This is a genomic window from Ruegeria sp. CDSC042 (genome assembly GCF_059610745.1).
In genome coordinates, this window is sequence record NZ_JBXWOF010000006.1 from 89,171 (window position 1) to 115,307 (window position 26,137).

General features: G+C 55.0%; 19 protein-coding genes and 2 pseudogenes. 13 read left to right on the plus strand and 8 right to left on the minus strand.

Annotation, left to right across the window (positions count from 1 at the left end):
* Positions 1–31: 31 nt before the first annotated feature.
* The gene (locus AC2FHX_RS13570) at positions 32–2,908 is read right to left on the minus strand and encodes an autotransporter family protein (protein ID WP_496704939.1); all 2,877 of its coding nucleotides are present in this window, start codon (positions 2,906–2,908) and stop codon (positions 32–34) included.
* 231 nt (positions 2,909–3,139) lie between these two features.
* Here AC2FHX_RS13570 and AC2FHX_RS13575 point away from each other — a divergent pair, with 231 nt between their 5' ends.
* From AC2FHX_RS13575 to AC2FHX_RS13615, 9 genes are all read left to right on the plus strand, one after another.
* Entirely contained in the window at positions 3,140–5,239 is a 2,100-nt protein-coding gene (locus AC2FHX_RS13575) for a tetratricopeptide repeat-containing sulfotransferase family protein (protein WP_496702275.1), read from the plus strand.
* A gap of 576 nt (positions 5,240–5,815) precedes the next feature.
* The gene (locus AC2FHX_RS13580; RefSeq protein ID WP_496702273.1) at positions 5,816–6,571 is read left to right on the plus strand and encodes an SDR family oxidoreductase; all 756 of its coding nucleotides are present in this window, start codon (positions 5,816–5,818) and stop codon (positions 6,569–6,571) included.
* A gap of 1,094 nt (positions 6,572–7,665) precedes the next feature.
* Entirely contained in the window at positions 7,666–8,325 is a 660-nt protein-coding gene (locus AC2FHX_RS13585; protein ID WP_496702271.1) for an ester cyclase, read from the plus strand.
* 123 nt (positions 8,326–8,448) lie between these two features.
* Positions 8,449–9,687 (plus strand): ABC transporter substrate-binding protein, encoded by a 1,239-nt coding sequence (locus tag AC2FHX_RS13590; protein WP_496702269.1) that lies wholly within the window; start codon positions 8,449–8,451, stop codon positions 9,685–9,687.
* 60 nt (positions 9,688–9,747) lie between these two features.
* Positions 9,748–10,776: a carbohydrate ABC transporter permease gene (locus AC2FHX_RS13595; protein WP_281973841.1), complete on the plus strand. Its 1,029-nt coding sequence runs from the start codon at positions 9,748–9,750 to the stop codon at positions 10,774–10,776.
* Positions 10,776–11,657 (plus strand): carbohydrate ABC transporter permease, encoded by an 882-nt coding sequence (locus AC2FHX_RS13600; protein WP_271951248.1) that lies wholly within the window; start codon positions 10,776–10,778, stop codon positions 11,655–11,657. Before AC2FHX_RS13595 ends, AC2FHX_RS13600 begins: the two co-directional genes overlap by 1 nt.
* 139 nt (positions 11,658–11,796) lie before the next feature.
* Entirely contained in the window at positions 11,797–12,798 is a 1,002-nt protein-coding gene (locus AC2FHX_RS13605; RefSeq protein WP_496702267.1) for a nuclear transport factor 2 family protein, read from the plus strand.
* Positions 12,795–13,946 (plus strand): nuclear transport factor 2 family protein, encoded by a 1,152-nt coding sequence (locus AC2FHX_RS13610; RefSeq protein WP_496702265.1) that lies wholly within the window; start codon positions 12,795–12,797, stop codon positions 13,944–13,946. The genes AC2FHX_RS13605 and AC2FHX_RS13610 overlap by 4 nt, the downstream gene beginning before the upstream one ends.
* Positions 13,939–14,934, plus strand: coding sequence for a nuclear transport factor 2 family protein (locus AC2FHX_RS13615; RefSeq protein WP_496702263.1), 996 nt, complete (start codon positions 13,939–13,941; stop codon positions 14,932–14,934). The genes AC2FHX_RS13610 and AC2FHX_RS13615 overlap by 8 nt, the downstream gene beginning before the upstream one ends.
* Here AC2FHX_RS13615 and AC2FHX_RS13620 read toward each other — a convergent pair whose 3' ends face one another.
* Positions 14,935–15,990, minus strand: coding sequence for a LacI family DNA-binding transcriptional regulator (locus tag AC2FHX_RS13620; RefSeq protein WP_496702262.1), 1,056 nt, complete (start codon positions 15,988–15,990; stop codon positions 14,935–14,937).
* Between the two features lie 499 nt (positions 15,991–16,489).
* Between AC2FHX_RS13620 and AC2FHX_RS13625 the strand changes: the two are divergent.
* Positions 16,490–17,068 (plus strand): annotated as a pseudogene (locus AC2FHX_RS13625) (tyrosine-type recombinase/integrase).
* Positions 17,069–17,407: 339 nt separating this feature from the next.
* Here the strand turns inward: AC2FHX_RS13625 and AC2FHX_RS13630 are convergent.
* The 4 genes and pseudogenes from AC2FHX_RS13630 to AC2FHX_RS13645 form a co-directional block, all read right to left on the minus strand.
* Positions 17,408–18,040: pseudogene (locus AC2FHX_RS13630) on the minus strand (tyrosine-type recombinase/integrase).
* 308 nt (positions 18,041–18,348) lie between these two features.
* Positions 18,349–20,235, minus strand: coding sequence for an adenylate/guanylate cyclase domain-containing protein (locus tag AC2FHX_RS13635; protein WP_496702260.1), 1,887 nt, complete (start codon positions 20,233–20,235; stop codon positions 18,349–18,351).
* Between the two features lie 336 nt (positions 20,236–20,571).
* Positions 20,572–21,198 (minus strand): DUF2306 domain-containing protein, encoded by a 627-nt coding sequence (locus AC2FHX_RS13640; protein WP_496702258.1) that lies wholly within the window; start codon positions 21,196–21,198, stop codon positions 20,572–20,574.
* Positions 21,191–21,901, minus strand: coding sequence for a hypothetical protein (locus AC2FHX_RS13645; protein ID WP_496702256.1), 711 nt, complete (start codon positions 21,899–21,901; stop codon positions 21,191–21,193). The genes AC2FHX_RS13640 and AC2FHX_RS13645 overlap by 8 nt, the downstream gene beginning before the upstream one ends.
* Before the next feature lie 83 nt (positions 21,902–21,984).
* Here AC2FHX_RS13645 and AC2FHX_RS13650 point away from each other — a divergent pair, with 83 nt between their 5' ends.
* The 3 genes from AC2FHX_RS13650 to AC2FHX_RS13660 are packed head-to-tail and all read left to right on the plus strand — an operon-like array spanning position 21,985 to position 23,292.
* The gene (locus AC2FHX_RS13650; RefSeq protein ID WP_496691472.1) at positions 21,985–22,437 is read left to right on the plus strand and encodes a MarR family winged helix-turn-helix transcriptional regulator; all 453 of its coding nucleotides are present in this window, start codon (positions 21,985–21,987) and stop codon (positions 22,435–22,437) included.
* A gap of 1 nt (position 22,438) precedes the next feature.
* Positions 22,439–22,663 carry a hypothetical protein gene (locus tag AC2FHX_RS13655; protein ID WP_496702254.1) on the plus strand — a complete coding sequence of 75 codons (225 nt, stop codon included), beginning with the start codon at positions 22,439–22,441 and terminating at the stop codon, positions 22,661–22,663.
* Positions 22,663–23,292, plus strand: a complete 630-nt coding sequence (locus tag AC2FHX_RS13660; RefSeq protein ID WP_496702252.1) for an SAM-dependent methyltransferase — start codon at positions 22,663–22,665, stop codon at positions 23,290–23,292. Before AC2FHX_RS13655 ends, AC2FHX_RS13660 begins: the two co-directional genes overlap by 1 nt.
* Before the next feature lie 868 nt (positions 23,293–24,160).
* Here the strand turns inward: AC2FHX_RS13660 and AC2FHX_RS13665 are convergent.
* Both AC2FHX_RS13665 and AC2FHX_RS13670 read right to left on the minus strand, forming a co-directional pair.
* Positions 24,161–25,537, minus strand: coding sequence for an MATE family efflux transporter (locus tag AC2FHX_RS13665; RefSeq protein WP_496698212.1), 1,377 nt, complete (start codon positions 25,535–25,537; stop codon positions 24,161–24,163).
* A gap of 12 nt (positions 25,538–25,549) precedes the next feature.
* Positions 25,550–26,137, minus strand: a complete 588-nt coding sequence (locus AC2FHX_RS13670; protein WP_496691476.1) for a helix-turn-helix domain-containing protein — start codon at positions 26,135–26,137, stop codon at positions 25,550–25,552.

Consider the following 26,137-nt stretch of genomic DNA (forward strand, 5'->3'; position numbering starts at 1 on the left):
ACCGCTCCGGGTGCCGCAGTGCTCTTTAGATCTAGAACGACCAGCGAAGTCCGGCGCGCAGGAATGGCCCCTGAGCGTCGCTGCCGATTTCCTGTTCCGCCGTCAGTTCAAGCCGCATGTCCTGAATGAGATCTTGCTCGTATCCGACCACGACACTGGCGCCGGTAAAGTCGGTTGACGCAAAGGCCAGAGACTCGGTCTGAGAGAAGACGGTTACGTCGCCCTCGGAACTGCCTAGGTCGCGCCGCAACACGCCGCCAAGCTGACCGCTGAGAACACCGCCGTTTTCAAGGTCCTTTGATGCCTCGACCCCCAAACGGGCCTCGACAACTTCGGTGGTGATATCGCCGACGGTGGCATTCGCAGTTGACCCCGTCTCGGTATAGCCGTCATCCTTTTGGTTGGTGTAACGGGCGCTGGCAAAACCAAGCAAACCGAAATCGTCACTGACGTCGAATGCACGCTCGACCCCGATGTTCGCGGTCAACAGCCTGCTGTTATAGTCGGCCTTGGCGTCAGAGCTGCCCGAGATCGACCGGCTACGATCAGTCGTGAGCCAACCAATGCCGAATCCGGCATCCAGCGTGTAGGCACCAAACTGACGGCCCACTGCGGCATCAAGATAGAAGCCATTCGTGTCAAAATCAGTGGTGCTGTTGTCACCATCCGAAGTGAACACGCCCATGGCAACAGCCAGAGACACTCCGTTGTCCATCTGCCCCGTATACCCGGCGCTTCCGCTGAACATCGTCACGTCCGTGTCATCGTTCGAGCCGCTCTCGAACTCTCGATACTGGGCGTCGATCATTGCGAAGGGCCGGAAACCAGCGAAAGTTGCGCCCTGCGCGACCTGCGGTCCCTGACCATAGCTAAGCGCATTGCCACTGCCGCCGACAATGCTGCCGAAGAAGGCCGCGACATCGCCCGATGGTGCAATGTCATTGCCGTCGACCACAGAATAGATCGGGGCCGCGCCGCCCTTGTCCTGCACGAACCAGGCGGATTGCCCGTCAGACACGGTGGTCTTGAAGGTACCCGTACCCGGCGCGGCATCTTCGAACGCAAACACGCCACTGCCGCCTTTGGCTTCTAGGTTCACGTCATGGTCCTGAACGCGGATCAGACCCTCAACGTCGTCCATTGTATCGACATTCAGCGTCCCCGTGCCGGTTCCAAGGTAGACGGCGTAGACCTCATCATTCCCCGAAACCCTGATGGTCCCCAGATCATGAATCGTTCCGTCGAAATTGTCGAATTGAATACCGGCTGCACGGGTGCCGGAACTGCCGGTCGCGTGCACGGTAATCGGGCCCGTGTTCGAGAACGTTCCCTGCATGTCGCCGGCGTACACGCCGAATGCCTCGGATGCGTTTGGCGGTGGCCCACCATTCTGTTGCGCACCATTGGCGGTGACGGTGATGCTTCCGGTGTTCTTGATGTCACCGGTTACGATTTCATCAACATAAATCCCATAGGCCTCGGCAGAGGTGTCATGCGAAATCGCAGTCGCTGTAATCTCACCCGAGTTTGCCAGAGAGCCGCTTAGGTCATCGGTAAGATAAAACCCCGAGGCTTCTGCAGAATCTTCGGCAGCTTCTGCGAAAAGCGTCATAGTGCCCGAGTTGCGAATTGTACCGGAAACGTCATCCCCGGCATAAATGCCCGTCGCGGTCGCCTCGTCCGCGGTGTTGAGAGACAAAGCAGTGGCCGTAATCGTGCCCGAGTTTACCACGATCCCGTCAACAAGGTCCTCAAGGTAAAGCCCGCCCGCATATGCAACGTCATCGGTATCCGCGCTGGCAAAGGCCTCAATTGTACCGCTGTTATGTACGGACGCGCCGGACAATACGTCATCATCGACGTAAATGCCGAAAGCAGAAGCGTCGGATTCAACACCGATTGCGGTTACCTCGATGGTACCGCTGTTATCGATCTGACCGGACAGGTCACGATCGACCAAAATTCCATAGGCAATCGCCTCATAGGTCGACGGGGCAGAGGCCAATACTTCCAATGTGCCGGTATTGCGGATCACACCGTGCGCATTGCCATTGACTTCGATCCCATAGGCAGACGCGGTACTGTCACTGGTCGATATGGCAACCGATTTGATTGTTCCCGAGTTCACGATCTGACCGGTTTCTTCCAGGTCACTTTGCACGTAAATTCCCCAGGCATAAGCATAATCATCGGCGAATGATCTGGCGCGGACATCAATCGTGCCGCTGTTTCTGATCACACCCGCGACGTCGCGGTCGACCGCAATACCGTAGATTGATGCGGTGCTTCCGTCGGTGATCAGCCCATCAACCTTGATCGTCCCGGTGTTGACGATCTTACCTGTTTCAGAAACGTCACCGTCAACGTAGATACCCCAGGCCTCGATATCGCCATCCGTGGACAACACGTCGACATCAATCGTTCCGGTGTTTTGGATTACCCCGTCGGCGTCACCGTTCACCAGCAAGCCATAGATATCCTGAGGATCAGACCCGGTGACATCTACAGAAATGGTGCCATTGTTCACCAAAGCACCGGATTGCTGCAAATTTCCGTCCAGCAAAAGTGCCGTCGCAGTATCGGTATCCGTTGCCGTGACCGAGATTGTCCCGTTATTCGTGAACGTGCTCGAATAATCTGTCGTGATCGTCAAAGCTGCAGCGGTGGAAGAAGTTATCTCGATCGCGCCGCTTGCCGTTACTTTGTGATCCGCATCGGTCGAGAAAACCTGAGGTGTCGTCACCACATTCGAGATCGTATCCGCATGTACGTCCCCGGCCATCAGGGCAACCATTGATACTTGCGCCAGCAACGCAGCTGGAGCCGCGCTGACAATTTGGCCTTTCCACTTGAAAATACGCCCCCCGCGGAGCTTGGGGGCGTTCGCCCTCGACTCATTATTAGTCATTTACTATCCCGTTAGATTATCTTGTTTTTTTTCGAAACTCGTCGCGTTTTTGCAATCGGCTCCGCTTACGACCCGTTAATAAATCGTTAACATGTATGCAATCCACCAATTTTCCATTGCATAGGATGACCTATTGCTGTTGGAAATTCGTAGGAAAACTGCAACACAATGTGGCGACTTGACGGCGCTTGAGATCAGGCTGTCGTCATGCGCCAGCCCGGAGCTACTTGAATGCCTAAAAACCAGACATTATCCATCGGTGAGGCCTACAACCAAGGAGTTCAGGCCTACGATACAGGGCATTTGAATAAAGCTGTCAATGTTCTGAACCAAGTGCTCAAGGCTGCGCCCGAATACGCGCCAGCGCATCAACTTCTTGGCGTAATTGCGTTTCAAACCGGTCAAAGCGGGCCAGCTGAAAATGCTATGCGCGAAGCGATCCGATTACAGCCGGACAATGCTGGGTTCCTGTCGAATTTCACCGAGGTGTTACGCACGAACGGAAAACCTGAAGAAGCGATCAGGGTTGGCAAACGTGCAGTCCAGCTTGCTCCGGGGGTTGCAAATGCGCATTCAAACCTTGGGCTTGCCTATTACGATATAGGTGATTTATCCGAAGCCGAGGCATCTCAGAAGAGAGCGCTGGCCCTTAATCCAGATCTGATTGCTGCGCTGAATAATCTTGGATCAATCGCGCGCGACAACGAGGACAGGGAAGGGGCAATCTCGTTCTATCGTAGGGTGCTAGATTTGCGCCCGGACTATCTCGAGAGTGTCAACAATCTCATTTCTGTAATGATAGAAGCTGAGGAGCTAGAAGAAGCCAAAGATTTTGCAGATGACTGTCTTGGCAAGGGGCATATTTCCGCAGAGTTGCACCGCAATCGGGGACGGTTACACGTTTTGCAGAGCGAATGGGACGAAGCCGAATGCTGTTTTCGAAATGCGATTTCGCTAGATGAAAAAAAGCCCGAAGCTTATGTCGGGCTTGCGCAGGTCCTGATCGAGAAAAACCTGCATGAACTTGCCCTTGTCGAGGCAGAAAAAGCGCAGCACATAGACCCCGGCCACGCGCCTGCATATCACTATATAGCCGTTTGCAAATCGCACCTTGGCGACCTCGAGGCCGGTTTTGCCAACTATGAGAAGACCCTTGAGCTAAAACCGGATTTCTCGGCCACAATGATCGCCTTGGGCCATCTGGAGATGGAGCAGGGCAATTTTGACGCTGCCCGCAGCTGGTTCAACAAGGCCGCAGAAAGGGACAAAGCGCGTTTGAATGCGCAGATCGCGTTGGTTAAGTTGGATAAAGTTACCGAAGACAACCTTGATTTTCAGGGTCTTGTGGCTGCGTTGCCTGAAGCCGACAAGATGCTTCCTGAACAATCGGTATCGTATCACTACGCATTGGGAAAATGTTATGAGGACCTCAAGCGCTACGACAGCGCTTTTGAGCATTTTGCAAAAGGGGCTGCAATAAAGCGCAGCATTATCGATTTTGATGCCGACCAAATCGAGGAAACGGCAGACGACCTGATCACGGCCTTTACACCGGAACTGCTCGAAAAACTTCACCAGAGCTCGGTGGACAGCAGCCAACCAATTTTTGTTGTTGGCATGCCGCGGTCTGGAACGACGTTGACGGAGTCGATCCTCGCCAGCCATCCAGACGTATTCGGAGCCGGAGAGCTTAACTATTTGCACAAACTTTTCACCGATCAACTGCGCGGTGGAAACAAGAAAACTGGAAGTCTGATTGCGGCTCTCTCGGATCAGGAGCTTTCAAAACGCGCCCAACGATATGTCCAGCGGCTCGATGCGCACGCTCCTGGTAAACCTTATATCGTTGATAAGATGCCTGCGAACTTTCTGATGGTTGGCCTGATTCATGCGATCATGCCCAATGCGCGGATCGTGCATGTCGCGCGCAATCCGCTAGATACGTGTCTGTCCTGCTTCACCCGAGTGTTTCAGCGCAGTCAGCTCCACAGCTACGACCAGATCGAATTGGGTCGATACTTTAATGCCTATGTGCGCGTTATGCAGCATTGGAAGGAAGTTCTCCCCGCCGGCAGCTTTCACACCATTCACTATGAGAGCCTTATCGATGATATCGAGTTCGAAGCGCGACGCTTGATAGCATATTGTGGCCTCGAGTGGGATAATCGTTGCCTCGAGTTTTACAAAGGGGCACGACGTGTCCGCACTGCAAGTGTTCAGCAAGTGCGCCAGCCATTATACAGCTCGTCAAAGGAGAAATGGCGAAACTACGAATCTCACTTAGCACCGCTTATCGAGACAATCGGAGAAGCAAGGATTCCGTTTCGATGATCTTTGGATGGATATTGGTTCTAAAAGGTGTCGGATCTACTAAGGCGTGCTGTTATTGAGGCAAATTCCTCTGAGCCGCACATGAAATTGAGTGCAATCAATCGAACTTTGTTCATCCAGCCACAAGCGACGGAGAGCCAGCAAACCTAGCTTCTAACACCAAATTTCTGGGTGCATCTTTTCACTTGGTTAGAAAAAAGCAGTCATTCGAGTCAAAATCATCAAGGTCAGCAAAGTCCCGCAGACTGTGAGTTACCGTTCTACAGGATTTTGCACGCGCGACGAACGGCAGCTATGCGGGTTGCGAACGCAGAAATGTAGTGCCCTGTCGAGTGACTGGTTTGGGCCGTTCTCGTAGGCTCAATCGTTAGATATTGCACTTGCAACAGCGTTGGTACTGATCCCAATAAAGTGATTTCGCTACCGCGAACGAACGGCGGCTCCCGTTTGAGGTCAACCAATTGATCCGTTTCTTGCGCTTTCACCTCAAGTAGCTCAACACCCGCAAGAACCGGGTCGCGATTCACTCGCATCATTCCTTAGGTGATTGGCATGTAATTTCAAAAAGGCATGACCATGGAACTTAAAGACAAAACCATCATCATTATCGGCGCGAGCAGCGGAATCGGTGCTGCAGCAGCGCTTCTGTTTGCCTCGGAAGGGGCGAATGTTGTGTTAGGTGCCCGTCGGGAAGCTCAGCTAAACACACTCGTCGGGCAGATTACCCAAAGCAACGGGCGCGCCGTTTACCTTGCGGGCGACGTGACGGACGAAACATATTCCAGGGATCTTGTTGATCTGGCGAAACGGCAGTTTGGCGGCCTTGATGGCGCATTTAACAATGCGGGCATTATGGGCGAGATGGGTCCAATTCCCGAAATGGAGTCCGGCAACTGGCAGTCGGTTCTTGCTACAAACCTCAACAGTGCATTTTTTGCGGCCAAAGCGCAGATTCCGGCAATGGAGGAACGCGGTGGCGGGTCTATTGTATTCACCGGAACTTTTGTTGGTGTCAGCAATGGGGGAATGCCCGGCATGGGGGCCTATGCCGCATCAAAGGCAGGTCTGATTGGGCTCGTACAGTCTTTGGCATCTGATCACGCGGCTAATGGCGTTCGTATCAACACCATTTTGCCGGGTGGTACTAAAACTGACATGGCTGGCGATGATCCTGCGACGCACGACATTATTGCCAACTTGCATCCCCTGAAACGCATGGCGGAGCCAAAGGAGATTGCCCAATCTGCATTGTTCCTGCTGTCAGATCGGGCAAGCTTCGTGACGGGTTCTCCGGTCGCCGTTGACGGTGGTATGGCGACCCGCCTGCTTTAGATATCTGCCGTTGGTTGCTTCGTAACCAACGGCGGTCTCCATCCAGACAAGATAGCTCGCCCAAAAATCCATATCGTGGTGAACGCCATCTTCGACGACTTTCGCCAGGGTATCGTCACCGCAGACTGAATATTCGGATTGGACTTTCGCTGCTCGCCACCTTTTTGATCAGGTAGATGGGCTTTGTTGCGCAAATCGGAGTTTGAGCGCAGTTCCCCCTTCCCCGGACAGACTTATCCTATATCTGCGGCTCAACTGAGGATGATGCCGCGCTGCCTCCGAGGTCCGCTCTGAGCCCTTCCTGTGAGTTCACTGTTCTTTCTGCGAGCGCACGCAGCGCGGATTTTTCTGCTGTTGCTGAATTTAGACGGTCGCAACGCGGCGAGAAAACCGGCCGTTTAAACATATCGCAGCAAATCTGGAATCATCAATTCATAGGTCGCGGACAATGCAGAAGATCGGCATTCGCGACCCGAGGTCCACCTTAGTGAGCATCGCGAAAGCAGGGAAAGCGCCACAACGGGATCCAAAAATTTGATGCGGTTATTCTCTCAACCTAGTTCAATGTGGAAATTAGAAGCTAGTATCATGCGTGAAGTCGTGGCGCTTGCTCTTCCCTATCGTCCACCAAAGCTGACGGGAGTCCCTTTCAGGTAAGGTTGGTGTTGATACCATTTTCAGGGTGTTCTTTTGGGATAGAGTGAAAGCGGTAATTTGTAGAGAAAAGGGCACCAATGGATCGACGTGAGAGCGCATTAGACGCAGCCAAGAAGACAGTCTTGTCGCATCAGCGGCACATAGACACTGCACCGAAGTTTGCGCTTGCTGAAGGGCTTTCGGTCGAAACCAGCGCGAATTGCAGTTTTCAGTTCACTGCACCGTTCCGGGAATGCGTCGGCGCCGAAGATGCCGACAAGAATTTTTGGGGCCCATTGCGAAGTTCGTTTTCTCCCCTTCAACGCAGACCGGACATATTTTTTGCAGGCTACAATCACCTGAGCGATGAACCTGGCGTTTGGGTTGCTTCTATGGGGCACCTTCTTGGTCTGTTCGATCAGCCGTTTCTCGGAATGCGTCCGACCCGACAGTCAACAATGCTCAGATACGCAGAATTCAGCCTGGTCGTGGACGGCAAGATAACCGAAACAACGATGTTCCTGGATGTGCTGAATCTGATGGCGCAGGTGCGGGCCGAAGCACTTCCGCCGTCGACCGCCGCGACGATGGTGACGCCCGGGCCGCGCACGCATGACGGCCTGCTTTTCAACAGCCAACCTTCGAGCGAAGGCGAAAAGACTTTGAAGCTGTTTCTCAGGATGATCGACCGTTTGCTGGCGGAAGATGTTCACACAACAAACACGGATCTGTCGTTGGATTGGAAGGAAGACATGATCTGGTGGGGGCCAGGCGGCATCGGTGCACCCTACACCCAGGAACGCTATCTTGAGCAGCATTGCGTTCCCTTCGAAGAAGGCTTGAAGTGGGGCGACTTTTTCGGTCACCGAACGGAGTTCGCAGAAGGCCACTATGGTGGATTCTTCGGTTGGCCCACATTTGATGTGACCTCGCTTGGGGGATATATCGGGCTTGCCCCGAAGTCCGAGAAGAAGGCGACGATGCGCGTTGTCGACCTCTATCGGCGGGAGGGTGACAAAATCGCTGAAAATTGGAACTTCATTGATCATCTGCACTTTCTTGAACAATTAGGTGTCGATCTTATTGCGCGACAACGCCTGCTGACCGGATTGGATTGAGGTTTTGATATTTTAAGAGAATCGAGTATAGTCGACATCGCATACGTATGCGATGTCGAGCGACCAAACTGCTCGTATCTGCTTCTAAGCTGACCCAACGAGGTCGAACCCAGGGAGAAAAACATGTCTATCATCACTCGTCTGGCAGTTACTTCAACTGCGCTTGGAATGACGGTCGGGGCTGCGTTCGCTGATTGTCCGGTTACCAGCGGAAGCGTCAGAATCCTTGCCAACGACTTTCCAGCGCTGCATGCGGTTGTCGATAACGCCGAAGCGTGCGTCGGAGAGGGTGCGGAATTCTCGAAAAACCACTCAACCAAGCACAATGAAATACAGGTTGCAGCGCTCACGGCCAATCCGGCTGAGTATACGACTAAAATCGTAGCGAACTCGTCCATCGTTCCTTTGTTGAATGATGGGCTGATACGCCCGCTGGATGATCTCGTCGCCAAGCACGGTCAGAATTTGCAACCAAACCAGCTAATTCGTGTCGATGGTAAGATCATGGCGATTGCCTTCATGGCCAATGCACAGCATCTGATCCTGCGCCAGGACATTCTTGACCAGGTCGGCAAAGGGGTGCCGACATCCTACGAAGAGGTGCTTGATGTTGCCGAAGCCATCCGCGCGGCTGGCATCATGGAATACCCTTTCGCAATGCTGACCAAATCGGATTGGAACCTCGGCGAAGAGGTCGTGAACATGTATCTCGGTCACGGCGGCGAATTTTTCAAGCCCGGCACGGCTGAGGTGTCCATCAACAACGAAGCAGGCGTCGCGACGCTGAACATGCTGAAATCGCTGATGGAATATTCCAACCCTGACTTCCTGACCTACAATACTGGCGCAGTCGTGCCGCTTTGGGAATCGGGTGAGTTAGCAATGGCTGTCATCTGGGGATCGTCGGTGGGTGGTCTGCTCGACGACGAGGGTTCTACACCTGAAATCGTTGCGGCGACGATGCCTGCCGGTGCGATGACTGTTGCGGGCGGTTCGACGCCAGCGTCATCGCTCTGGTGGGACGGTTTCACCATCGCCGCGAATATCAGCGATGAAGATGCCGAAGCTACTTTCATTGCGATGGTCAATGGCATCTCTGATGACATGGTCATGGCTAATAACGACAAGGCCGTTTGGTTGATGGAAAGCTACAAACCAGGCGTCGCTGCTGAGGGCGTCGCGGCCGTCGCAGGTGCCGGTGCCGAGCCTTATCCGATGCTGCCCTACATGGGGCTTCTGCATTCGGCATTTTTCCAAGAGGTGCCAGACTTTCTGCAGGGCAACGAAAGCGCTGAACAAACCCTAGCTGACATCGAGGCGGCTTATACCGCTGCTGCAAAGGAACAAGGGTTCCTCAAGTAAACACTCAAATAGTGCGCGGCGCTCTTTCTGCGCCGCGCACAACTTTGTCGGGTTTTCGCTATGCCGCACGGAACTTTTGCACGATTTATCTGGCCATCATTCCTGGCAATGATCCTGTTCATTGCCCTGCCGATCGTGTCGGTAGCGATGCAGTCGTTCTTTGTTGAACATGAACAGGTCATGCGTGAGGTCGAGAATTGCGGGCCCTTCACATGTACCACGATTCTACAAGTCGATCTGGAAGCAACCGACGCGTTGAAGGTCGACGCACCTCTCGGGCGTTATAACGGCTTGGGAACCTACACAAACCGTGGGCATCTGGCCTTTGACGAAGTGAGCGGGATCTGGTCAGCATCTGAATCTTTCGGGGGATTCATCTCGGGGGTTTACAACCTGCCGTTCTACAAGGCGCTTTTCTTCACGCTTGCCTATACCTTCGTCGTCACACCGTTGGTGATCGTCTTTGGTCTATTGATAGCTCTGGGTGTGAACCGTCTCCCAAAAGTCACCAAGGGGCCGACAATCTTTGCCTCGCTCTTGCCGATGATCGTGACGCCTCTGATCGGGGGCTTGATCCTTTTTTGGATGGTAGACGCAGACGGCATCATCGGGGCTACGCTGCAGATCATCTTTGACGATCCTGATCTGAGCCTGAAAGCTTCGGCACCGCTCACCTGGATCATGCTGATGGTCTACGGCGTCTGGCATTCGACGCCCTTTGCCTTCGTTGTGTTCTACGCGGGGTTACAGACGGTTCCCACGGACACTCTCGAAGCTGCGAAGATCGACGGGGCAAGCCGGTTTCAACAGGTCCGCTATGTCATCGTCCCCTACATGATGCCGCTTCTGGTCTTCATCACCTTGATGCAACTGATGGACAATTTCCGCGTCCTTGAACCCATCGTGTCCTTCTCGGCCGAAGCCAAGGCCAGATCGCTCAGTTGGATCATCTACAACGACCTTTCGGGGCAGGATAAACTCTTCGGCTCGGCCGCAGCGACTTCGATGCTAACAATCCTCGGCGTTGCCATCCTGCTGACACCAGTGCTGATCAAGACCTGGCGGGACTTTAACCGGAGGGCGGTGTGATGGCGTCAGCGGCAAACAAATCACCGCGTCTGCTGACGTGGTTCGCGACCTCGATGATCATCTTCTGGCTGATGATCGCGATCGGGCCGTTTGTCTGGACGGTCTGGGGATCTTTCAAGGTTCAGGGCGATTTCTTTTCCAAGGCCGATTGGCGGAACGCGATCTATGGGGTCTATACCCTGTCCGAAACCGGCGGCAGCTTCACAGGCAACGGATATTATGGCGCCTGGATTCAGGAAGAGTTCTGGCGGAATGTGCTGAACACCACGATTGTCGTTGTTTGCACAGTCATTATTTCTTTGACGCTTGGAACCTTGGGCGGATACGCCTTGGCGCGTTCCGGATATCGTTACGCATTCTGGCTTTTGATCGCAGCGCTCGTGTTTCGGGCCATGCCGCATATCACGCTGGTCTCAGGCTACCTACTGCCATTCTTCGAATGGAACCTGTGGGGACGACTCTCGACCACAATCGTCGTACTGGTCGCAATTAATCAGCCGTTTACGCTTTGGATGTTGCACTCGTTCTTCCTGAACATCCCGAAGGATATGGACGAAAGCGCTATGGTCGATGGCTGCACTCGGTTCCAGGCGTTCTGGCATGTGATAATTCCGGTCATGTGGCCGGGCGTCATTACCACCGGGCTATTTTCTTTCCTTCTGGCCTACAATGATTTTGCAATTACCTCGATGCTTCTGAGTTCGGAAAACCAGACGATGGTGCCCAAAATCGCAAGCTTCCTTACCCAGATACGCGAACAGGGCAACGTGATGTTTGCCGTTTCGGCGGTGGTGAGCGCCATGGTGCCTCTGTTCTTCCTGGTTTTGTTCTTCCAACGCCAGATCGTTAGCGGGTTGACCGCCGGCGCGGTGAAAGGGTGAGGCGATGGACCGTCTGACACTCGCCTCCGCTCCGCTGATTTTCACATGGTATCTGGGAGATCGTCTTCAAACCTAGGGTGTGTCGCGCCGTTAATGCAACGCCGCAACCCAACCGTCACCTCTAGATCAAGGAAGATCCATGTCAGTAGACCTGCAATCCGCCAAGTCGCTTGTTCAAGCGTACTTCACCGCCCGTGACAAAGGCGCCCCCGGGGCCGAAACCGTTGCTGCTTGCGCAGAGTACCTGTCCGCTGAGCACACCTACCGCGGTATGCGCCCGTTTTACGATGTCGAAGGGCCCGAAGCATTGGCCGACACCGTCTGGACACCGCTGAAGAATGCCATGTCCGCCATCCAGCGGCGCCCCGATATCTTTTTCGCCAGTCATGCCGATCTTGAACCGGGAGCCGGCACCTGGGTTGTTGAAATGGGCAATTTCCTGTGCGATTTCACGGACGACTGGCTGGGCATGTCCGCCACCGGAAAAACCACCTATCTGCCCTACGCGACGATGTCTCGGGTCCAGGACGGAGCCATTGTCGAAACGGTAGAGTTTCTGGATATTCTCGCCGTCTTGAGCCAGGCAGGCCGGAACCCACTGGCGAAACACCAGACCGGGGGCATGATGATGTCGCCGGGACCAATGACCCACGACGGGCTTCTGCATGACCCCCAGCCCGGGGACCTGACCCAGAACACCTATGATCTGACCCACGCCATGCTGACCGATCTGGCGCTGAGCTATACGTCGCCCGGCGATCATCTGGTCCGGTTCTGGAACGCGGACATGAACTGGTTCGGCCCGGCCGGCATCGGAGCCAGCCTCTCTATTCCCGGCTACCAACGCGGACACACCCTGCCTTTCGAAGCAAAGCAAGACGTGGTGAAAATCCACGATTGGGAACTTGCACTGGCCGAAGGCAACATTGCCGCCTTCATGTGGTGGCCTTGCCTGACCCTTCGCAACACCGGCGATTACCTCGGCGCGCCTGCCAATGACGTGGCTGCCGAAATGCGCGTCGTGGACCTTTATCGCCGCGACGGCGACAAGCTCGCCGAGAACTGGATATTCATCGACATCCTGCATTTCCTTGCCGAACAGGGCGTTGATCTTTTGGCCAATACTGGAGAGACCGAATGACCCAATTCATGCCCGATCGCTCGAAATCGCATCATCCGGCCGCCGCCTTGTCGCGGGGTCACATGCCCACGTCTTTCGACATATCTCTCAAGAACTACACCAAGGGCGGGGCGCACCGCATCCCACCCTATCTCGGGCCGTCGCAATCGCTTGGCGGGTTCGATCCCGAGTACCGCAACATCGTCGACTATATCGTCCGCATCACCTATCGCATCTGGGAAACCGAGGCCCGTGAAGTCGAATATATCGAAGCGTGTTACTCCGACGATAGCCTTGTCTATGACGACTATGGTCTGCAGCACGGCAACGCCAAGATTGTCGGCGACACGCACCACACGACCGGCGCAATCCCCGACATTATCCTTAACGCGGAAGAGGTGATCTGGGCTGGCGATGACACTATCGGATTTCACACTTCACACCTGACGCGCATCAAGGGCAAGAACACCGGGCCGAGCAAATACGGCGACCCGACCGGAGCTGAGGTCGACGTCATGGTCATTGCCAACTGTGTGGCACTTGGCAACGACATTTTTCTTGAGCACGTGCTTTACAACACATCCGCCATGCTCAAGCAGTTGGGCCTTGATCTTTGGGAAGAGGCGGACAGGCTGGCCGTCGATCCTTTCCCCGGCTGGCCGCGTAGCGCCGAAACTTGGGCCGATCTGCGGTCCGGTGTGCGTCCTGAGCGCCCGTTGAGCGTTGGCGAACCTGTTGAGGGGTTCGACCCCGATGCTTTTGCCAGAGCCATCCATGACAGCCTTTGGAATGCCGATGGGGCGGCACTGGATGAATGCTATGCCGCCGATGTGTCATTCGAAGGGACAACCGATCGCAAGTTTTTCGGGCGGGACGCTTATCGCGCCTACATCGCCGAACTGCGTGAAGCCTTCCCTGACATGAAACACCATGTCGACGAGGTCTACTGGATGGGCAACGATGACGACGGTTATCTGATCTCGACCCGTTGGAGCGCCGCTGCCACCCATACCGGTGGCACTCTCTACCGAGACCCCACGGGGCAGAAATGCCAGATCTGGGGCATCACGCAACAGCGCGTCAAGAATGGCGTGGTTCAGCAGGAATGGCAGCTTTTCAACGAGTTGGACCTGATGATCCAGATCGCCATGGCCCGCCGCGATGGCTGATTATCAGGACGCCAAGGCGCTTGTCCGCTCCGCCAATGCGGCTATTGATGCGGCAGGCACGGAAAGTGTTTCCGAGGCGATGACACCTCATTTCGCCGCCAATCTTGCGTGGCGCGGCATGTACCCGTTTCATGAGCAGACCGGTCCGGAACGCGTTGCTGACGTCTTCTGGCGGCCGTTGAAACAGGCCATGGGGCCATTGCAACGGCGGCCGGACATTTTCTTTGCCGGACGGAACGAACTTGACGGGTTTTCCTCGGTCTGGGTTGTCGAAATGGGGCATCTGATTGGCACATGGGATCAGTCCTGGATCGGGCTCGCACCCTCCCGCAAGCTTTCGTTTCTGCGCTATTGCGAATTTCACCGCATTGAGAAGGAAAAGATCGTCGAAACCGCCTGCTACGTCGATATCCTGAACCTTTTGGCGCAATCGGGACGTCATCCAAGCGCGGGCACAACCGGATCGGTCCTGTTGACGCCTGGACCTGCGACGCATGATGGCCTTTTGTACGATGCGCATTCGGAAACCGAAGGCCGGGCGAGTGTCGGTCTGATCTCTGATATGGTCACCGATTTGCGCGCGAATAAAGTTGGCTCGCCCGAAGAGCACATGACCCGTTTCTGGACGCCCAATATGTGCTGGTTCGGCCCCGGCGGCATCGGCGCCAGCGCATTCTTCGATGGTTATCGGCGCGGCCACTCAGGACCGTTCGAGGAGGGTCTGGAATACGTTCGCCACACCGAACATGTCGCGCGTTTGGGCGAGGGCAACTACGGCGGGTTCTTCGGCTATCCCAGCCTATCCTTACGGTCGAAGGGTGGGTTTCTTGGTCTACCGCCTGGCGAAGTCGAAGCCGACATGCGGATCGTTGATCTCTACCGCCGCGATGGCGAAAAACTGGCCGAGAACTGGATCTTCATCGACATCCCACATTTCATGGCCATGCAAGGAGTGGACATTCTGGCAGAGCTTGGGCGCGAAAGCTGATCAGGTTCTGTTTGCCACGGTGCCGCGCTCGACCAGTTCTGGCACGATGCTCACGTTACCTGCTGTGTCGTTTCCGGCTATCGCAGCTAGCATCAGCGAGACGGATTGGTCGATCATCCGGTTGATCGGCTGGCGCAATGTCGTCAGATCATACTCAGGCATTGCCGCCATTGGAATGTCGTCAAAGCCGACAATCGACACGTCTTGCGGCACCGTGAGTTTCAACTCGCTGCGAATTACGCCGAGTGCTTCGATCGCCATGTAGTCGTTGGCGATGAAGATCGCATCTGGCCGCTTTGGCGCTGGTCTGTCCAAAAGTTTGAGCGCAGCAGAGCGCGTCTCAGCCAGATCAAAATGCCCGGCAGCATGATCAAACAGGCTGTGTCCCTGATCCGACAGCTCTTGCTCAAATCCCAATTGGCGGTCGCGCCCGGTCGAAGATTCCGCCCAACCGGACAGCAACGCAATCTTCTGGTGTCCAGTTTCAATGAGATAGCGCGCTGCCAAGCGTCCGCCCAGGACATTGTCTGACGACACGCAAGACACACCTTCCTCAGCCTTTATCCGGTTGAACATAACGACTGAGATACCTTGATCCTGGCAATGCTTGCAAAGCGACGAAGACAGTTCGACCGATGCGGTGATAATCCCGTCAACCTTGTATTCCAGCAATTCGGATACCGTCTCTTCGACCCCGACTGCGGTTTCCGGCATCATGAAAACCATCGCGTGATAGCCGTTCTTCTGCAATTCGATACAGAGCTTTTCCAGTGCCAGCGCATAGAATTGATTGTCCAGATAGCTGAACAGCAAGGCGATGATCTTCGAGCGCCCAGTGATCATCGACCGGGCAAGAGCGTTTGGCCTATAGCCCAACTCCTTGGCCGCATCGAAGATTCTCTTCTTCGCTTCCGCCGATACGCCGGACTGAGTGGGTACACGAGAGAAGGCGCGGCTCACGGCGGATTGCGACACGCCCGCCCGTTTGGCGACGTCGACCGAAGTTACTGAATTCTTCCTGGCCATGTTCCAGATGCCCCGAATTTTTTGTTCCATTTGCCCCGTAATCAACGGAGAATCCGAGGATATTTTCTGCGTGGGCCGGAAGACTTTCCACGATCCTATCTCTACCGAATGACCCAGGTCAATTGACGGATAGGCAGTATGTTTTGAAGCCTTCACCCCGTCTCGACGTCCGCTCATTTCAGTCCTTCTAAGCGGCAGAGGTTTCGTTTCGTCTTGGCGCTGCACATCCTCAAACCATTGGGTGTCCTGCAGACATGACATTCTGCCGCGACCGTATCCGCGACACACGCTGCTGCATTGCCTATCATCGCCATGGCGGCCAAGGCCCGTCTTCAACATCCACAATGTCGGCTTATGCGTTTCGAGGCCATCGGCGCAGTTCGCCCTTGGACCTCCAAGCCGCCGAAAGCGCTCGCAGAAGATGCCCATTTGAGTGGCTGCCCTAAACGGGCGTTCAGCCCTGCTTGCACAATCGCCCAGTCAGCACGGTGCTGATGACGGGCGTGGAGGGAGGATCGGAGGGCAAATCATGCCAAGAGTCCAACTTCCCGCAGTTACCCCCATGTGCAAAGCCTGGAACAAAGGGCGCATCATCGGACAGAAACGTCCACTGCTGCCAAAACAGGTTTGGGCGATCCGTGCTCGATTCGAGCTTGCAGGCAATCTGCGCGACCTGACTTTGTTCAACGTCGCCATCGACAGCAAGCTTCGAGGCTGTGATCTGGTCAAGCTAACCGTGCCTGATCTTATCAAAAACCATCGCGTCCGGGAACGTGTTTCGGTGATCCAGAGCAAAACCAAGCGACCCGTTCAATTTGAACTGTCGGAAAACACGCGAAAAACCGTTCTGGCCTAGGTCAGAACTCCAGAGATGCTTGCTTGCCTGTTCATGTTTCCAAGCCGGTTTCACGACCGACCACACATCTCGACGCGTCAGTACGCACGGCTTATTCGCGACTGGGTGAAGGCGATCGGGCTGGAGCCGAGTGGATACGATTTACACTCGCTCCGCCGCACAAAGGCGGCCGAGATCTATCGTAAGACGGGCAACCTTCGCGCGGCGCAACTGCTCCTTGGCCACACCAAAGTCGACAGCACAATGCGTTAACTTGGTGTCGAATTGGAAGATGCTCTGAGCATAGCCGAGCGCATCGACATATGACCTACCTTGGCGAGCGGTTCTGCCGTTCGCCATCTCATAACGCGATAAACGGCGACTTCGGCGATATGAGTTGCAAAACAGCGATAGCCATGCCGCAGATGCGAGGTATTTCTGCGTCAGCAATAGCTGCGACTGCACAAGTCCGGTTTGTCCCGCCCAGCGTAAGTTCAGTCAACCTTTGATTTTGCGCTCGCAGCGAACGGCAGGTTCGACGGGCCGCGCCGCAGCATGGAGACTATGGGGTGAAGGTCCGCAACGGGCCGTCCCTTCGAACGGCCCTTTAGTCTAGATTTCAATGGCTTCGGCAATGGCCAATGCATCCTCAAGTTCGACACCAAGGTATCGGACCGTGCTGTCCATCTTCGTATGACCGAGTAGGAGCTGAACAGCTCAGAGGTTGCCTGTCTTCTTGTAGATCTGCGTGACTTTAGTTCTCCGCATTGAATGGGTGCCATACGCGCTCGCCTCAAGACCGATCGATGTGACCCAATCTCGGACGATCCGTACATATTGGCGGGTCGAAATGTGCAGGCGCTCATGAAAGCGCCCAGGCCAAAGGTACTCGGAACCGACCATCAGCTCGTCCTCCATCCACTTTTCGACAGACGCGCGCGTTCCTTCGGATATCTCGAAGCGCACAGGTTTTTGCGTCTTGCTTTGAAGGACCGAGGCTCGTTCTTTGATTTGGCCTGAAGCCATGACATCGACCACTGTCATCTTCACCAGATCACAGCCGCGGAGCTTGCTGTCGATCGCCATGTTGAACAGGGCGAGATCGCGGCGGTTCTCGGCCAATTCAAGTCGAACCCGTATCGCCCAGACGTGTTTTGGTTTCAGTGGTCGCTTCTGGCCGACGATACGCGCTTTGTTCCAGGCAGGGCGAAGTGCGCGAATGGCTGGTAGGTTTGGTGTTTCCATGACTGATCCTCCGATCCGCCATGCCCTCCCAAAACGACAACCCGACGTTGACCGGAGCATTTTATCACGACACGCTGCGCTGCCTCCGAGGTCCGCTCTGAGCCCAGAGTACCGAATGCTGTGCCGGGCACGAGCGGCAGGACTGCGCAGAAAGTAACCTTTGTAAAGCTTGAACGGATTCCCGCTGCGGGCATTTGCGCCGATAGCGGCGAGCGGCAGGCCGGATGCTCAGAATTGCAGTATTCTGCATTGCTGCCAAAGCCCTCGCTTTGCTGTCTTGCTCGCGACTGACATACTGGCTCAAGCATTTAACCAGTGGTTTCCGGCACCCCCAGTCTGCGCAAGTCATCCAGCCATCGGTTGAGGTAATCGTCGCTTTCGAACGGAGCTTTCCTTGCCTCTTCGATGCTGTAGTTGGGGTTGTCTGCCAAAAATTCGTCGGTCAACGTTTTTGCTTCTTCTTCTCGCCCCAACCGCAGGAGTATCGGCGCAAGCGTGCGTCTTAGGCGATCCGGGACCTCGTTCATCTTTTCAATCGAAGCAAGAGCGCCTGCGTAATCTTCTGCAAAATACTGTGCCCATCCCAGATTCCACAGATACCAGTCCGGATGATGCGGGTTGAGGCGGATCGCTGACCGCATCCGTTCAACGGCTTCATCGGCTCGTCCGCTATAGACCAGAGGGTCAGTTGAGTTCACGAGGGTACCTGCAGAATTCGGGTTTAGCGAGATTGCCTTGTCATACAGCGTTACCGCCCGTTCGAGATCGCCACTATACATCGTCACATAAGCCAGAACGGCGTAACCGGCAAAATCGAGGGGTTCCAGATCAATGGCCTTTCTGGCCATTTCAAAGGCAAGATCGAGCGATTCCTCGCGTGAAAGACCCTCGCTCCAGCCAAAGCGATAGCCGAAGGAATGCGCCCACGCGAGTTCGGCATATGCGCCCGCGAAGTTCGGATCGAGCGCAATCGCCTGCTCACTCAGTCGCTGGGCTTGAATATTGTCCGCCTCGTTAAATCTAAGCGAGTGTTCCTGAGCACGTGTGGAGAGTTCATAGGCTCCGAGGCTTTCTGTAGGCTGATGCTTTAACCGGTCATACTCAGCGAGATTGATACTCGTGCTTAACGTCGAAGCGACGGTACGGGTAATCTCATCCTGAACATCAAATATGTCCAGCAGATCACGGTCGTATTGTTCGGCCCAGAGATGCTTGCCGGTAGCGGCATCGATCAATTGCGCATTTGCGCGCAAGCGTTCACCTGCGATCTGAACACTGCCATCGACGATATATCTCACGCCGAGTTCCTGCGCGATCTGCTGCACTTCAACAGGCTTATCCTTGTACAAAAAGGTCGAATTGCGCGCGATGACAAAAAAGTCTGAGAACCTGGACAGCGCCGTCAGAATGTTCTCACTCAGGCCATCGCTTAGGTAATCTTGGCTCGGATCGTTGTTCAGATTGTCGAAAGCCATGACCGCGATGGACGGCTTGCCAGGCGCAGGCAGATATTGGTCGCCATTGGCGGAAGATATTGCGGCGGGGCTCCAGGGCTGCCACCATGCCGCTACGCCCAAAGCCAAGGCGAGCACGACACCGATGGCAACTGCCACCCGACGTTGTGCAGGCTTTGCTGCACTCCGCACAATGGGCGATACTAAAGCCGTGGCCTTTTCATCAAGCGCCAAACTGAATGCGTGCAACGGCTCCGCCATGTTCTTGACCTGATGCATTCCCGCATCTTCAATGTTGAGGTCGAGTTTGTCCTTAATCTGATCGAAGACGTTGACCGACATGCAGATGCCCGCAGGTTCGGCCAAGCTTTCCAGCCGGGCGGTGATGTTGACGCCATCACCCTGAATGTCGTCCTGATCAACCACGATGTCGCCGACATTGAGCCCTATGCGATATTGAACCTGAGCATCTTCCGGTAAATCCTTGTTCTCGATCCCGACGAAGTACTGCATTTCGACGGCACAACGAACGGCCTCAACAGCGCTGGCAAATTCAATCAGCAGCCCATCACCCATCAATTTTACAATGCGTCCGTTCCGTGCCGATACACATGGCTCGAAGAGACGTTCGCGATGCGCTTTGACTATCTCCAGAGTACCGGCTTCATCATTGCGGATGAGGCGGCTGTAACCAACGACGTCGGCGGCAAGTATCGCGGCGAGGCGGCGCTCCAAATTCATACCTCCAAGATTTGAAAACAGGTTAGGCAGAACGCCGCAACGAATCCAGCAACTTTGAGACCGCTGATACGTTCCCCTGATACTCCCGTTGACTGAGCAACCGCTGACGGCAGCTATTCCGATGTTTTCCAATTAACGACCGGAGCGGTGAGGGCCAGCTATCGCAGATCTGCGCCACAAGTTGCGCTTCCGCTTTGGGCCGTCAACGTCGGCACGGGCGTCTTCCTCCGAAGCGGTGATCTGCACTGCCGCATGATCGCAAAGAGCCCATTCTGACAAACGCTGCGCTTCCGACGCATATCGGCTCCTTGGCAAAATACAAAACCTCGCGTTCGGTCAATTTGTTGACGCTCTGCCTCTCTTGCGCGTTCTTCGAATCCATACTTCTGCAAGTAGGAGGTTGGGGACCCAACTCATCGCTACAGCGATGAAATATGCCGTGCCTGTTCCCTGACTGTCGCCTGCCAGGACCGGCACCCAGAAGCTGAATGTCACGAAGAAAAACGCCAGGAAATAACTTCGCAACATCCATTCACGGTGGAGAGAAATATTGCGTTTCCGGATCATCTTGTATGCGAAAATCGTGGACAGAAGCCAAAAGAATCCCAGCAGGAAAAACGACAATCTCGCGGCCCAGCTCACATCGAAGAATGCAGCATTGAGTACCGCCGCGATGCTCGCCAGACATGCGCTGTAGACGTAGATGCGGCCACCCCAGCGATGCGCGCGAATGAAACGGGTTCGTATCGCAGGGTTGAACTGCATTATCCCGGCGATCAATGCGATTCCGCCAGCCAGAGCATGGATTTGAAATGGCAGCGGCAGCGCGCGCATCTTGTCAGTTTCAGCAAGGCCAATACCTGCTGCGATAGCGAAAACCCCATACGCCACGCCGGTAGCCGCAAGGATGCACCATGCGCCCCACATTTTCCAACGCCATCGCATGAAATGATCTTTATTCATGGCCATCTTCGCGCGCGCCTATCATCGACTTGCCTGCACCGGCCGTGAGCATTGACCCAGCATCCAGTTCGAGGATTTCGCAGGACCCTGGCCCCCGCACGTGGTCGTCACCAGACACCAGACCAGCGGCAACCGACCCTGCGTAACCAAGCGACACAATTGCAACCGCCGCCCACACGCACTTTGACCGAAACTGCAGGCCGATCAATATGGCGAGAGTGAGCCCCAAGCCGATCTCGAGTACCATGAAAACCCGACCGTAGTATCGAGGTTCCCAATAGGAAACTGGTGAGCGGAAGATCCAGTCCGTGAAAGGCATCCATTGCGCGCGCGCATCGTCATGGTGCAGCAGAAAATCAATCCCCACATGCAGCAGTGCAGAGCTGGCGAACACGATCACGATCAGCGCGATCCTGCGTGGCCAAACGGCAGGCAGGATCAGACCGGTGAGGCCCAGGGCGATAAGGGCGAGATACAAGGGGATCGAGTTCAGCAGCATCTGAAGCGTTGTCCACGGCTGCTCCCAGTACCGATAATGAAACACTTCGCACCCGCTGGCCCCTTGCTGCCGCTCGACCATGAACATCGCCCAGGCATCGGTATCAGGCACTAACGCGCCCATCAGACCAGCCGGAGCAACCGTAGTGCGTCCCGGCCTCGCGAAGATTGCGGCTCCGATCAGTAGATGGGTTTGCGTGAACATGAGCAGCATCACCATATTGACAATTAAGTTGTCATAATTCATAATGACACCTAAGTTGTCAAATAGAATCCCGGAGCCCCCGCGTGACGCAGCAAAACAAAGAACTCACCGCGCTGATCAGAGAAATAAGGACAGCGTTCAACCGGCTCAAATCCGTTGCCGAAGCTCTGCACGCCGATCTGGATATCAATCCGTCGATGCGGGCGGTCCTTCAGGCATTGATCTTCAAGGCGCCACAAACGGTGCCCGATATCGCCAAAGCCAAAGGTGTCTCGCGTCAGCATGTGCAGAAAAACATGAATACCCTGTTGGAGAAGGGTCTTGCCCACGCGCAGGACAATCCCGATCACAAGAGATCAGTACTTTATTTGCCCACCCCAACCGGCATTGATCTTTTTGCCGAGATGCAGGACCGGGAAGACGCACCGATGGCCGCGTTGGCCGAGGCCACGGCAGCGCATGATGTCGCAGCTTCGGCGCAGCTGTTGGCCAGTCTCAACGACGCGCTTGAAATCATGATGGAGAAGGGGAGCTAACATGATTCAGCACTCGAAACGCCACAGCAAGACCCTCGGCATCGTCATTGTCGCACTATTTATATGGGGTGTCGCCGCCCTGTGGTCGTGGAATGCTTTTGCGGTGGACCTTCTGGGGTTTCCCGAGATGGCGTATCGCCATGCGCTTGCCCTCGGCGTTCTCGTTCTTTCGACTGGCGGGTTGCTGGCGATGCCCCTGTGTATGTCTCGCGCGGGTAACGCGTAATGTCGATGAAACCGAAGATCGTCGCACAGTTTCGACATCCATCGGGCCTGTTGGGTGCGTTGGCGGGACGGATCATGGCAGCGCGGCAATCGAACCGTATCCGAAATGACAGAACGGTCGATTTGATGGCTCTTTCGCCCGACAGCCGCGTGCTTGAGATCGGCTGCGGCCCCGGTCTGGCCCTCGCAAAATGTGCCTCTGTTGTAACGTCAGGGCGGGTGGTCGGTCTTGACCATTCCGAGGTGATGATCCGGCAGGCTCGCAATCGGTTAAGAGAACAGTGTGCCGCAGACAGAGTCACGTTGATCGAGGGTGGGATCGACCGCCTTGCTAACTGGCCGGGCGCATTTGACCGCATCTTCTCGCTGAACGTCATACAGTTTCAAAGCGATAAACACGGGTTTTTTGGTGCAGTATATGAAGCATTGGCTACAGGCGGGCTTTGCCTGACTACCTATCAACCACGGCTGGACGCGGATGGCCCGGGTGCTGCGCGACGCATGATCGCCAGCATCGAGGAAGCGCTCCACGCTGTTGGTTTCGAGAACGTGACCGAAATCGAGATCTTTGGCGGGGCCACTCCGGCGATTTGTGTCATCGGCCAGAAGAACGATCCTTACCGAAACTAACCAAAGGAGATCTAACACTGCACAAATTTATGGAATTGGAGGATATTTCTTCAGATCTGATGATCCGGCTAGACTAGCAGAATGGTATGGGACCCATCTATCAATCCCCTCAACTCCGGCTTCGCCCACCTTGCAATCCTGGATCAGCGAGCGCGGCGTGACAATCTTTTCGACGTTCCCGAAAGACAGCGACTACTATCCCGGAGACCGGGGCTTCATGCTGAACATTCTACGTCGCGGACTTTGATGCGATGTTCAAAGAGCTGAATGTTGCCAGAATCGAAAGCGGCGCCGAAGTCGAGATGGGGGATTGGAAGGTTTGCTCGCATTCACGATCCGGAATTAGATCCAATCGATCTGTGGGAACCCATTCTGAGGTGTTGTCACATTAACCGTTGTTTGGTTACTCATGCTTGGAATTGGTCGTAGGTGGCATCGATGAATCCATCGTCCATCACCTACAAGCGTCGCCGATTTCCTCCTCGGATCATTACCCAGGCTGGGTGGCCTTATGTTCGAGCTTGCGTGAAGTTGACGCGAGGCTTCTGCAGCGCGGGGTCGATATTTCTTACGCGACCCTCCGCCGCTGGGTCATCAAGTTCAGACCGCTGACCGTAACACTGCGCGCAGAATTTTAACCTGAGCAGTACTGAGCGCAAAACGATGGTAAATCCGGGCGGCTTAGGCGATGATCTCTCGCGGAAAAACGATAGCCCTTCAGGCGCGGCATTTTGAACGGCATCTTTATGCGTGAGCGGTAACCAGTTCAGAACGCGCAAACAAGTTGGCACTATCCATTTGATGCCTGGAATGTCGCCTCCCAAGCAGCTTGAAATCTGAGCACGGGCACTTCTTTGTGGACTGGATGTTAACGTGACAACACCCAAAACCCCCCTATCTCGCGCTGTGCTACATGTGTGGTCACGATGAGAGCGATCGCCCATCCTGTCACAACGGCAGCCGCGGTGCCAAACCAAACACCGGTTTCGTTAAAGCCCAGCAGCCAAACAAAAACCCAGACAAAAAAGGCTACCCCAAACCCCTGCCGATACAGGCTGATCCACACCGTCCAGATCGGTCTTTTCAAAGCCTGCAAAAGAGAGTTGATCGAAAAAAGCATCATATAGAAAGGCAGTATCAGGCTGTCGACGCGCAAGTAACTCACTCCAACGCGGATGACTTCGGGGTCATCAGTAAACTGCCGCAGCAAGGGTCTTCCAAATATCCATAGAGTAGGCGCTGCGATAGCTGTCATGATGAAGCCAACTTTCCAGCAATAAAATACTGCTTCCCTTACTCTCGCGTATTCATGGGCTCCAAAATTTTGGGACGCAATTGGTAGCAGCGCCCCGGTTACACCAAGCACCGGCAAAAGTAGAATCTGTTCAAGTCGAATTGCCACTCCATGGCCCGCGATTGCGTGTTCCCCAAAGATTTTCAGGGCGAACTGCATGACAAAACCTGACAGCAACATCACCATGAAGGATGTGGCTGTTGGTAGAACCTGGACAGATATTTCGGCAAACTTTTCCAAACGTGGGGCAAAGTTTCGGAATCGTATGCGCCTCATCCTTCGCCGTCCGAGTACTTGCCGGACCATGAAGACCATGACGCCGGTCTGACTGATGACGGTCGAGACAGCCAAACCATCGAAGCCTATGCCGGGAACCAGACCTGGAATGCCATAGATCAACAGCGGGTTTAGACCGATATTGACAAAAAATGCGACCACGAGTGCGCGCTGCATCGAAACCGCATCGCCGTGCGCCTGTAGGATACCGTTGCACCCAAACGCCAGCAAGAACCCAGGCAGAGCCAAAAGCAACCAATAGAAGTAACGCAGCCCCGCATCACGATATGCGCCCGGCTCAGACACCAGCCGGATCAGAGCTGGACCATACCAGTGCCCAGCCAATGCCAATAGGCCGGACGCTATGAGTCCATAGCTCATTCCTTGCGCTGCCAGCCGACGGGCTTTGCGATGATCGCCGGCTCCCAGAGCGTTTCCAACAAGAGCGCTCATCGCGGCCCCAAGCCCAACGCCGACCGATATGGCAATAAAAAACGCCTGAAACCCCAGTGCCAACCCGGCCTGTGCGCTGGTGGACAAAAGCCCAGCAAAGAACATGTCCACGACGTTGTAGAGGGTGTTGAACAGCATTCCGACTGCGGCAGGAATTGCCAGTGTTCGAAAATGCGCCGAGATCGGTCCGCGTGTCAGATCAAGTTCGGCTGGAATGGCCATATCAGCAGGTCATTACGGGCGCTCGGCCTGCACGGTCAAAAAGACAAATTCGGGTGTCAAAACTTCTTCAAACCCATGGTTCAGTTCGGCATCCACGCTGATACTGTCCCCCGCCGACAAAGTGAACCGGGCCTCACCATAACGATAAACCGCTTGCCCCTCTATCGCCTGAACAAAGACAACGCCGTGACCCACGTAGGTTGGTGGATGGCCCTCGTCACGCAGCAGGGTTACACGGCGTGCCTGAAACCTCAGATCTTTCCGGGAATGTAGCGCGAGATTGACATACTCATGGGAATGACCGCTGGCCAGCCGGGTGGATTTCAATCCCTGCCCGTGACGAACGAGGGTATAGTCGGTGTGATCCGTTCTTGCTTCGCGAAACAACGAGACGATGGGCACTTCAAGCGCCTCGGCCAATGCGGCCAATGTGTCGATCGAGGGCGAAACCAATCCATTCTCTATGCGGCTGACCATCGCCGCAGATATGCCAGACTGTTCGGCAAGTCGGCGGGCTGATTGCTTCCGGCTTTGGCGCAGCTCTTTTAGCGACGCGCCGATGGCGCGATCAATTTGTCTTCCCGGAGTGTCACCTTGCAT

Excerpts from the sequence above, each read along its gene's own strand:
- AC2FHX_RS13610 (WP_496702265.1), top strand. The coding sequence starts at position 12,795 with ATGACCCAATTCATGCCCGATCGCTCGAAATCGCATCATCCGGCCGCC.
- AC2FHX_RS13595 (WP_281973841.1), top strand. The coding sequence starts at position 9,748 with ATGCCGCACGGAACTTTTGCACGATTTATCTGGCCATCATTCCTGGCA.
- AC2FHX_RS13670 (WP_496691476.1), bottom strand. The coding sequence starts at position 26,137 with ATGCAAGGTGACACTCCGGGAAGACAAATTGATCGCGCCATCGGCGCG.
- AC2FHX_RS13575 (WP_496702275.1), top strand. The coding sequence starts at position 3,140 with ATGCCTAAAAACCAGACATTATCCATCGGTGAGGCCTACAACCAAGGA.
- AC2FHX_RS13645 (WP_496702256.1), bottom strand. The coding sequence starts at position 21,901 with ATGTTCACGCAAACCCATCTACTGATCGGAGCCGCAATCTTCGCGAGG.
- AC2FHX_RS13570 (WP_496704939.1), bottom strand. The coding sequence starts at position 2,908 with ATGACTAATAATGAGTCGAGGGCGAACGCCCCCAAGCTCCGCGGGGGG.
- AC2FHX_RS13605 (WP_496702267.1), top strand. The coding sequence starts at position 11,797 with ATGTCAGTAGACCTGCAATCCGCCAAGTCGCTTGTTCAAGCGTACTTC.
- AC2FHX_RS13665 (WP_496698212.1), bottom strand. The coding sequence starts at position 25,537 with ATGGCCATTCCAGCCGAACTTGATCTGACACGCGGACCGATCTCGGCG.
- AC2FHX_RS13655 (WP_496702254.1), top strand. The coding sequence starts at position 22,439 with ATGATTCAGCACTCGAAACGCCACAGCAAGACCCTCGGCATCGTCATT.
- AC2FHX_RS13580 (WP_496702273.1), top strand. The coding sequence starts at position 5,816 with ATGGAACTTAAAGACAAAACCATCATCATTATCGGCGCGAGCAGCGGA.
- AC2FHX_RS13585 (WP_496702271.1), top strand. The coding sequence starts at position 7,666 with ATGCTCAGATACGCAGAATTCAGCCTGGTCGTGGACGGCAAGATAACC.
- AC2FHX_RS13660 (WP_496702252.1), top strand. The coding sequence starts at position 22,663 with ATGTCGATGAAACCGAAGATCGTCGCACAGTTTCGACATCCATCGGGC.
- AC2FHX_RS13615 (WP_496702263.1), top strand. The coding sequence starts at position 13,939 with ATGGCTGATTATCAGGACGCCAAGGCGCTTGTCCGCTCCGCCAATGCG.
- AC2FHX_RS13635 (WP_496702260.1), bottom strand. The coding sequence starts at position 20,235 with ATGAATTTGGAGCGCCGCCTCGCCGCGATACTTGCCGCCGACGTCGTT.
- AC2FHX_RS13640 (WP_496702258.1), bottom strand. The coding sequence starts at position 21,198 with ATGAATAAAGATCATTTCATGCGATGGCGTTGGAAAATGTGGGGCGCA.
- AC2FHX_RS13590 (WP_496702269.1), top strand. The coding sequence starts at position 8,449 with ATGTCTATCATCACTCGTCTGGCAGTTACTTCAACTGCGCTTGGAATG.
- AC2FHX_RS13620 (WP_496702262.1), bottom strand. The coding sequence starts at position 15,990 with ATGGAACAAAAAATTCGGGGCATCTGGAACATGGCCAGGAAGAATTCA.
- AC2FHX_RS13600 (WP_271951248.1), top strand. The coding sequence starts at position 10,776 with ATGGCGTCAGCGGCAAACAAATCACCGCGTCTGCTGACGTGGTTCGCG.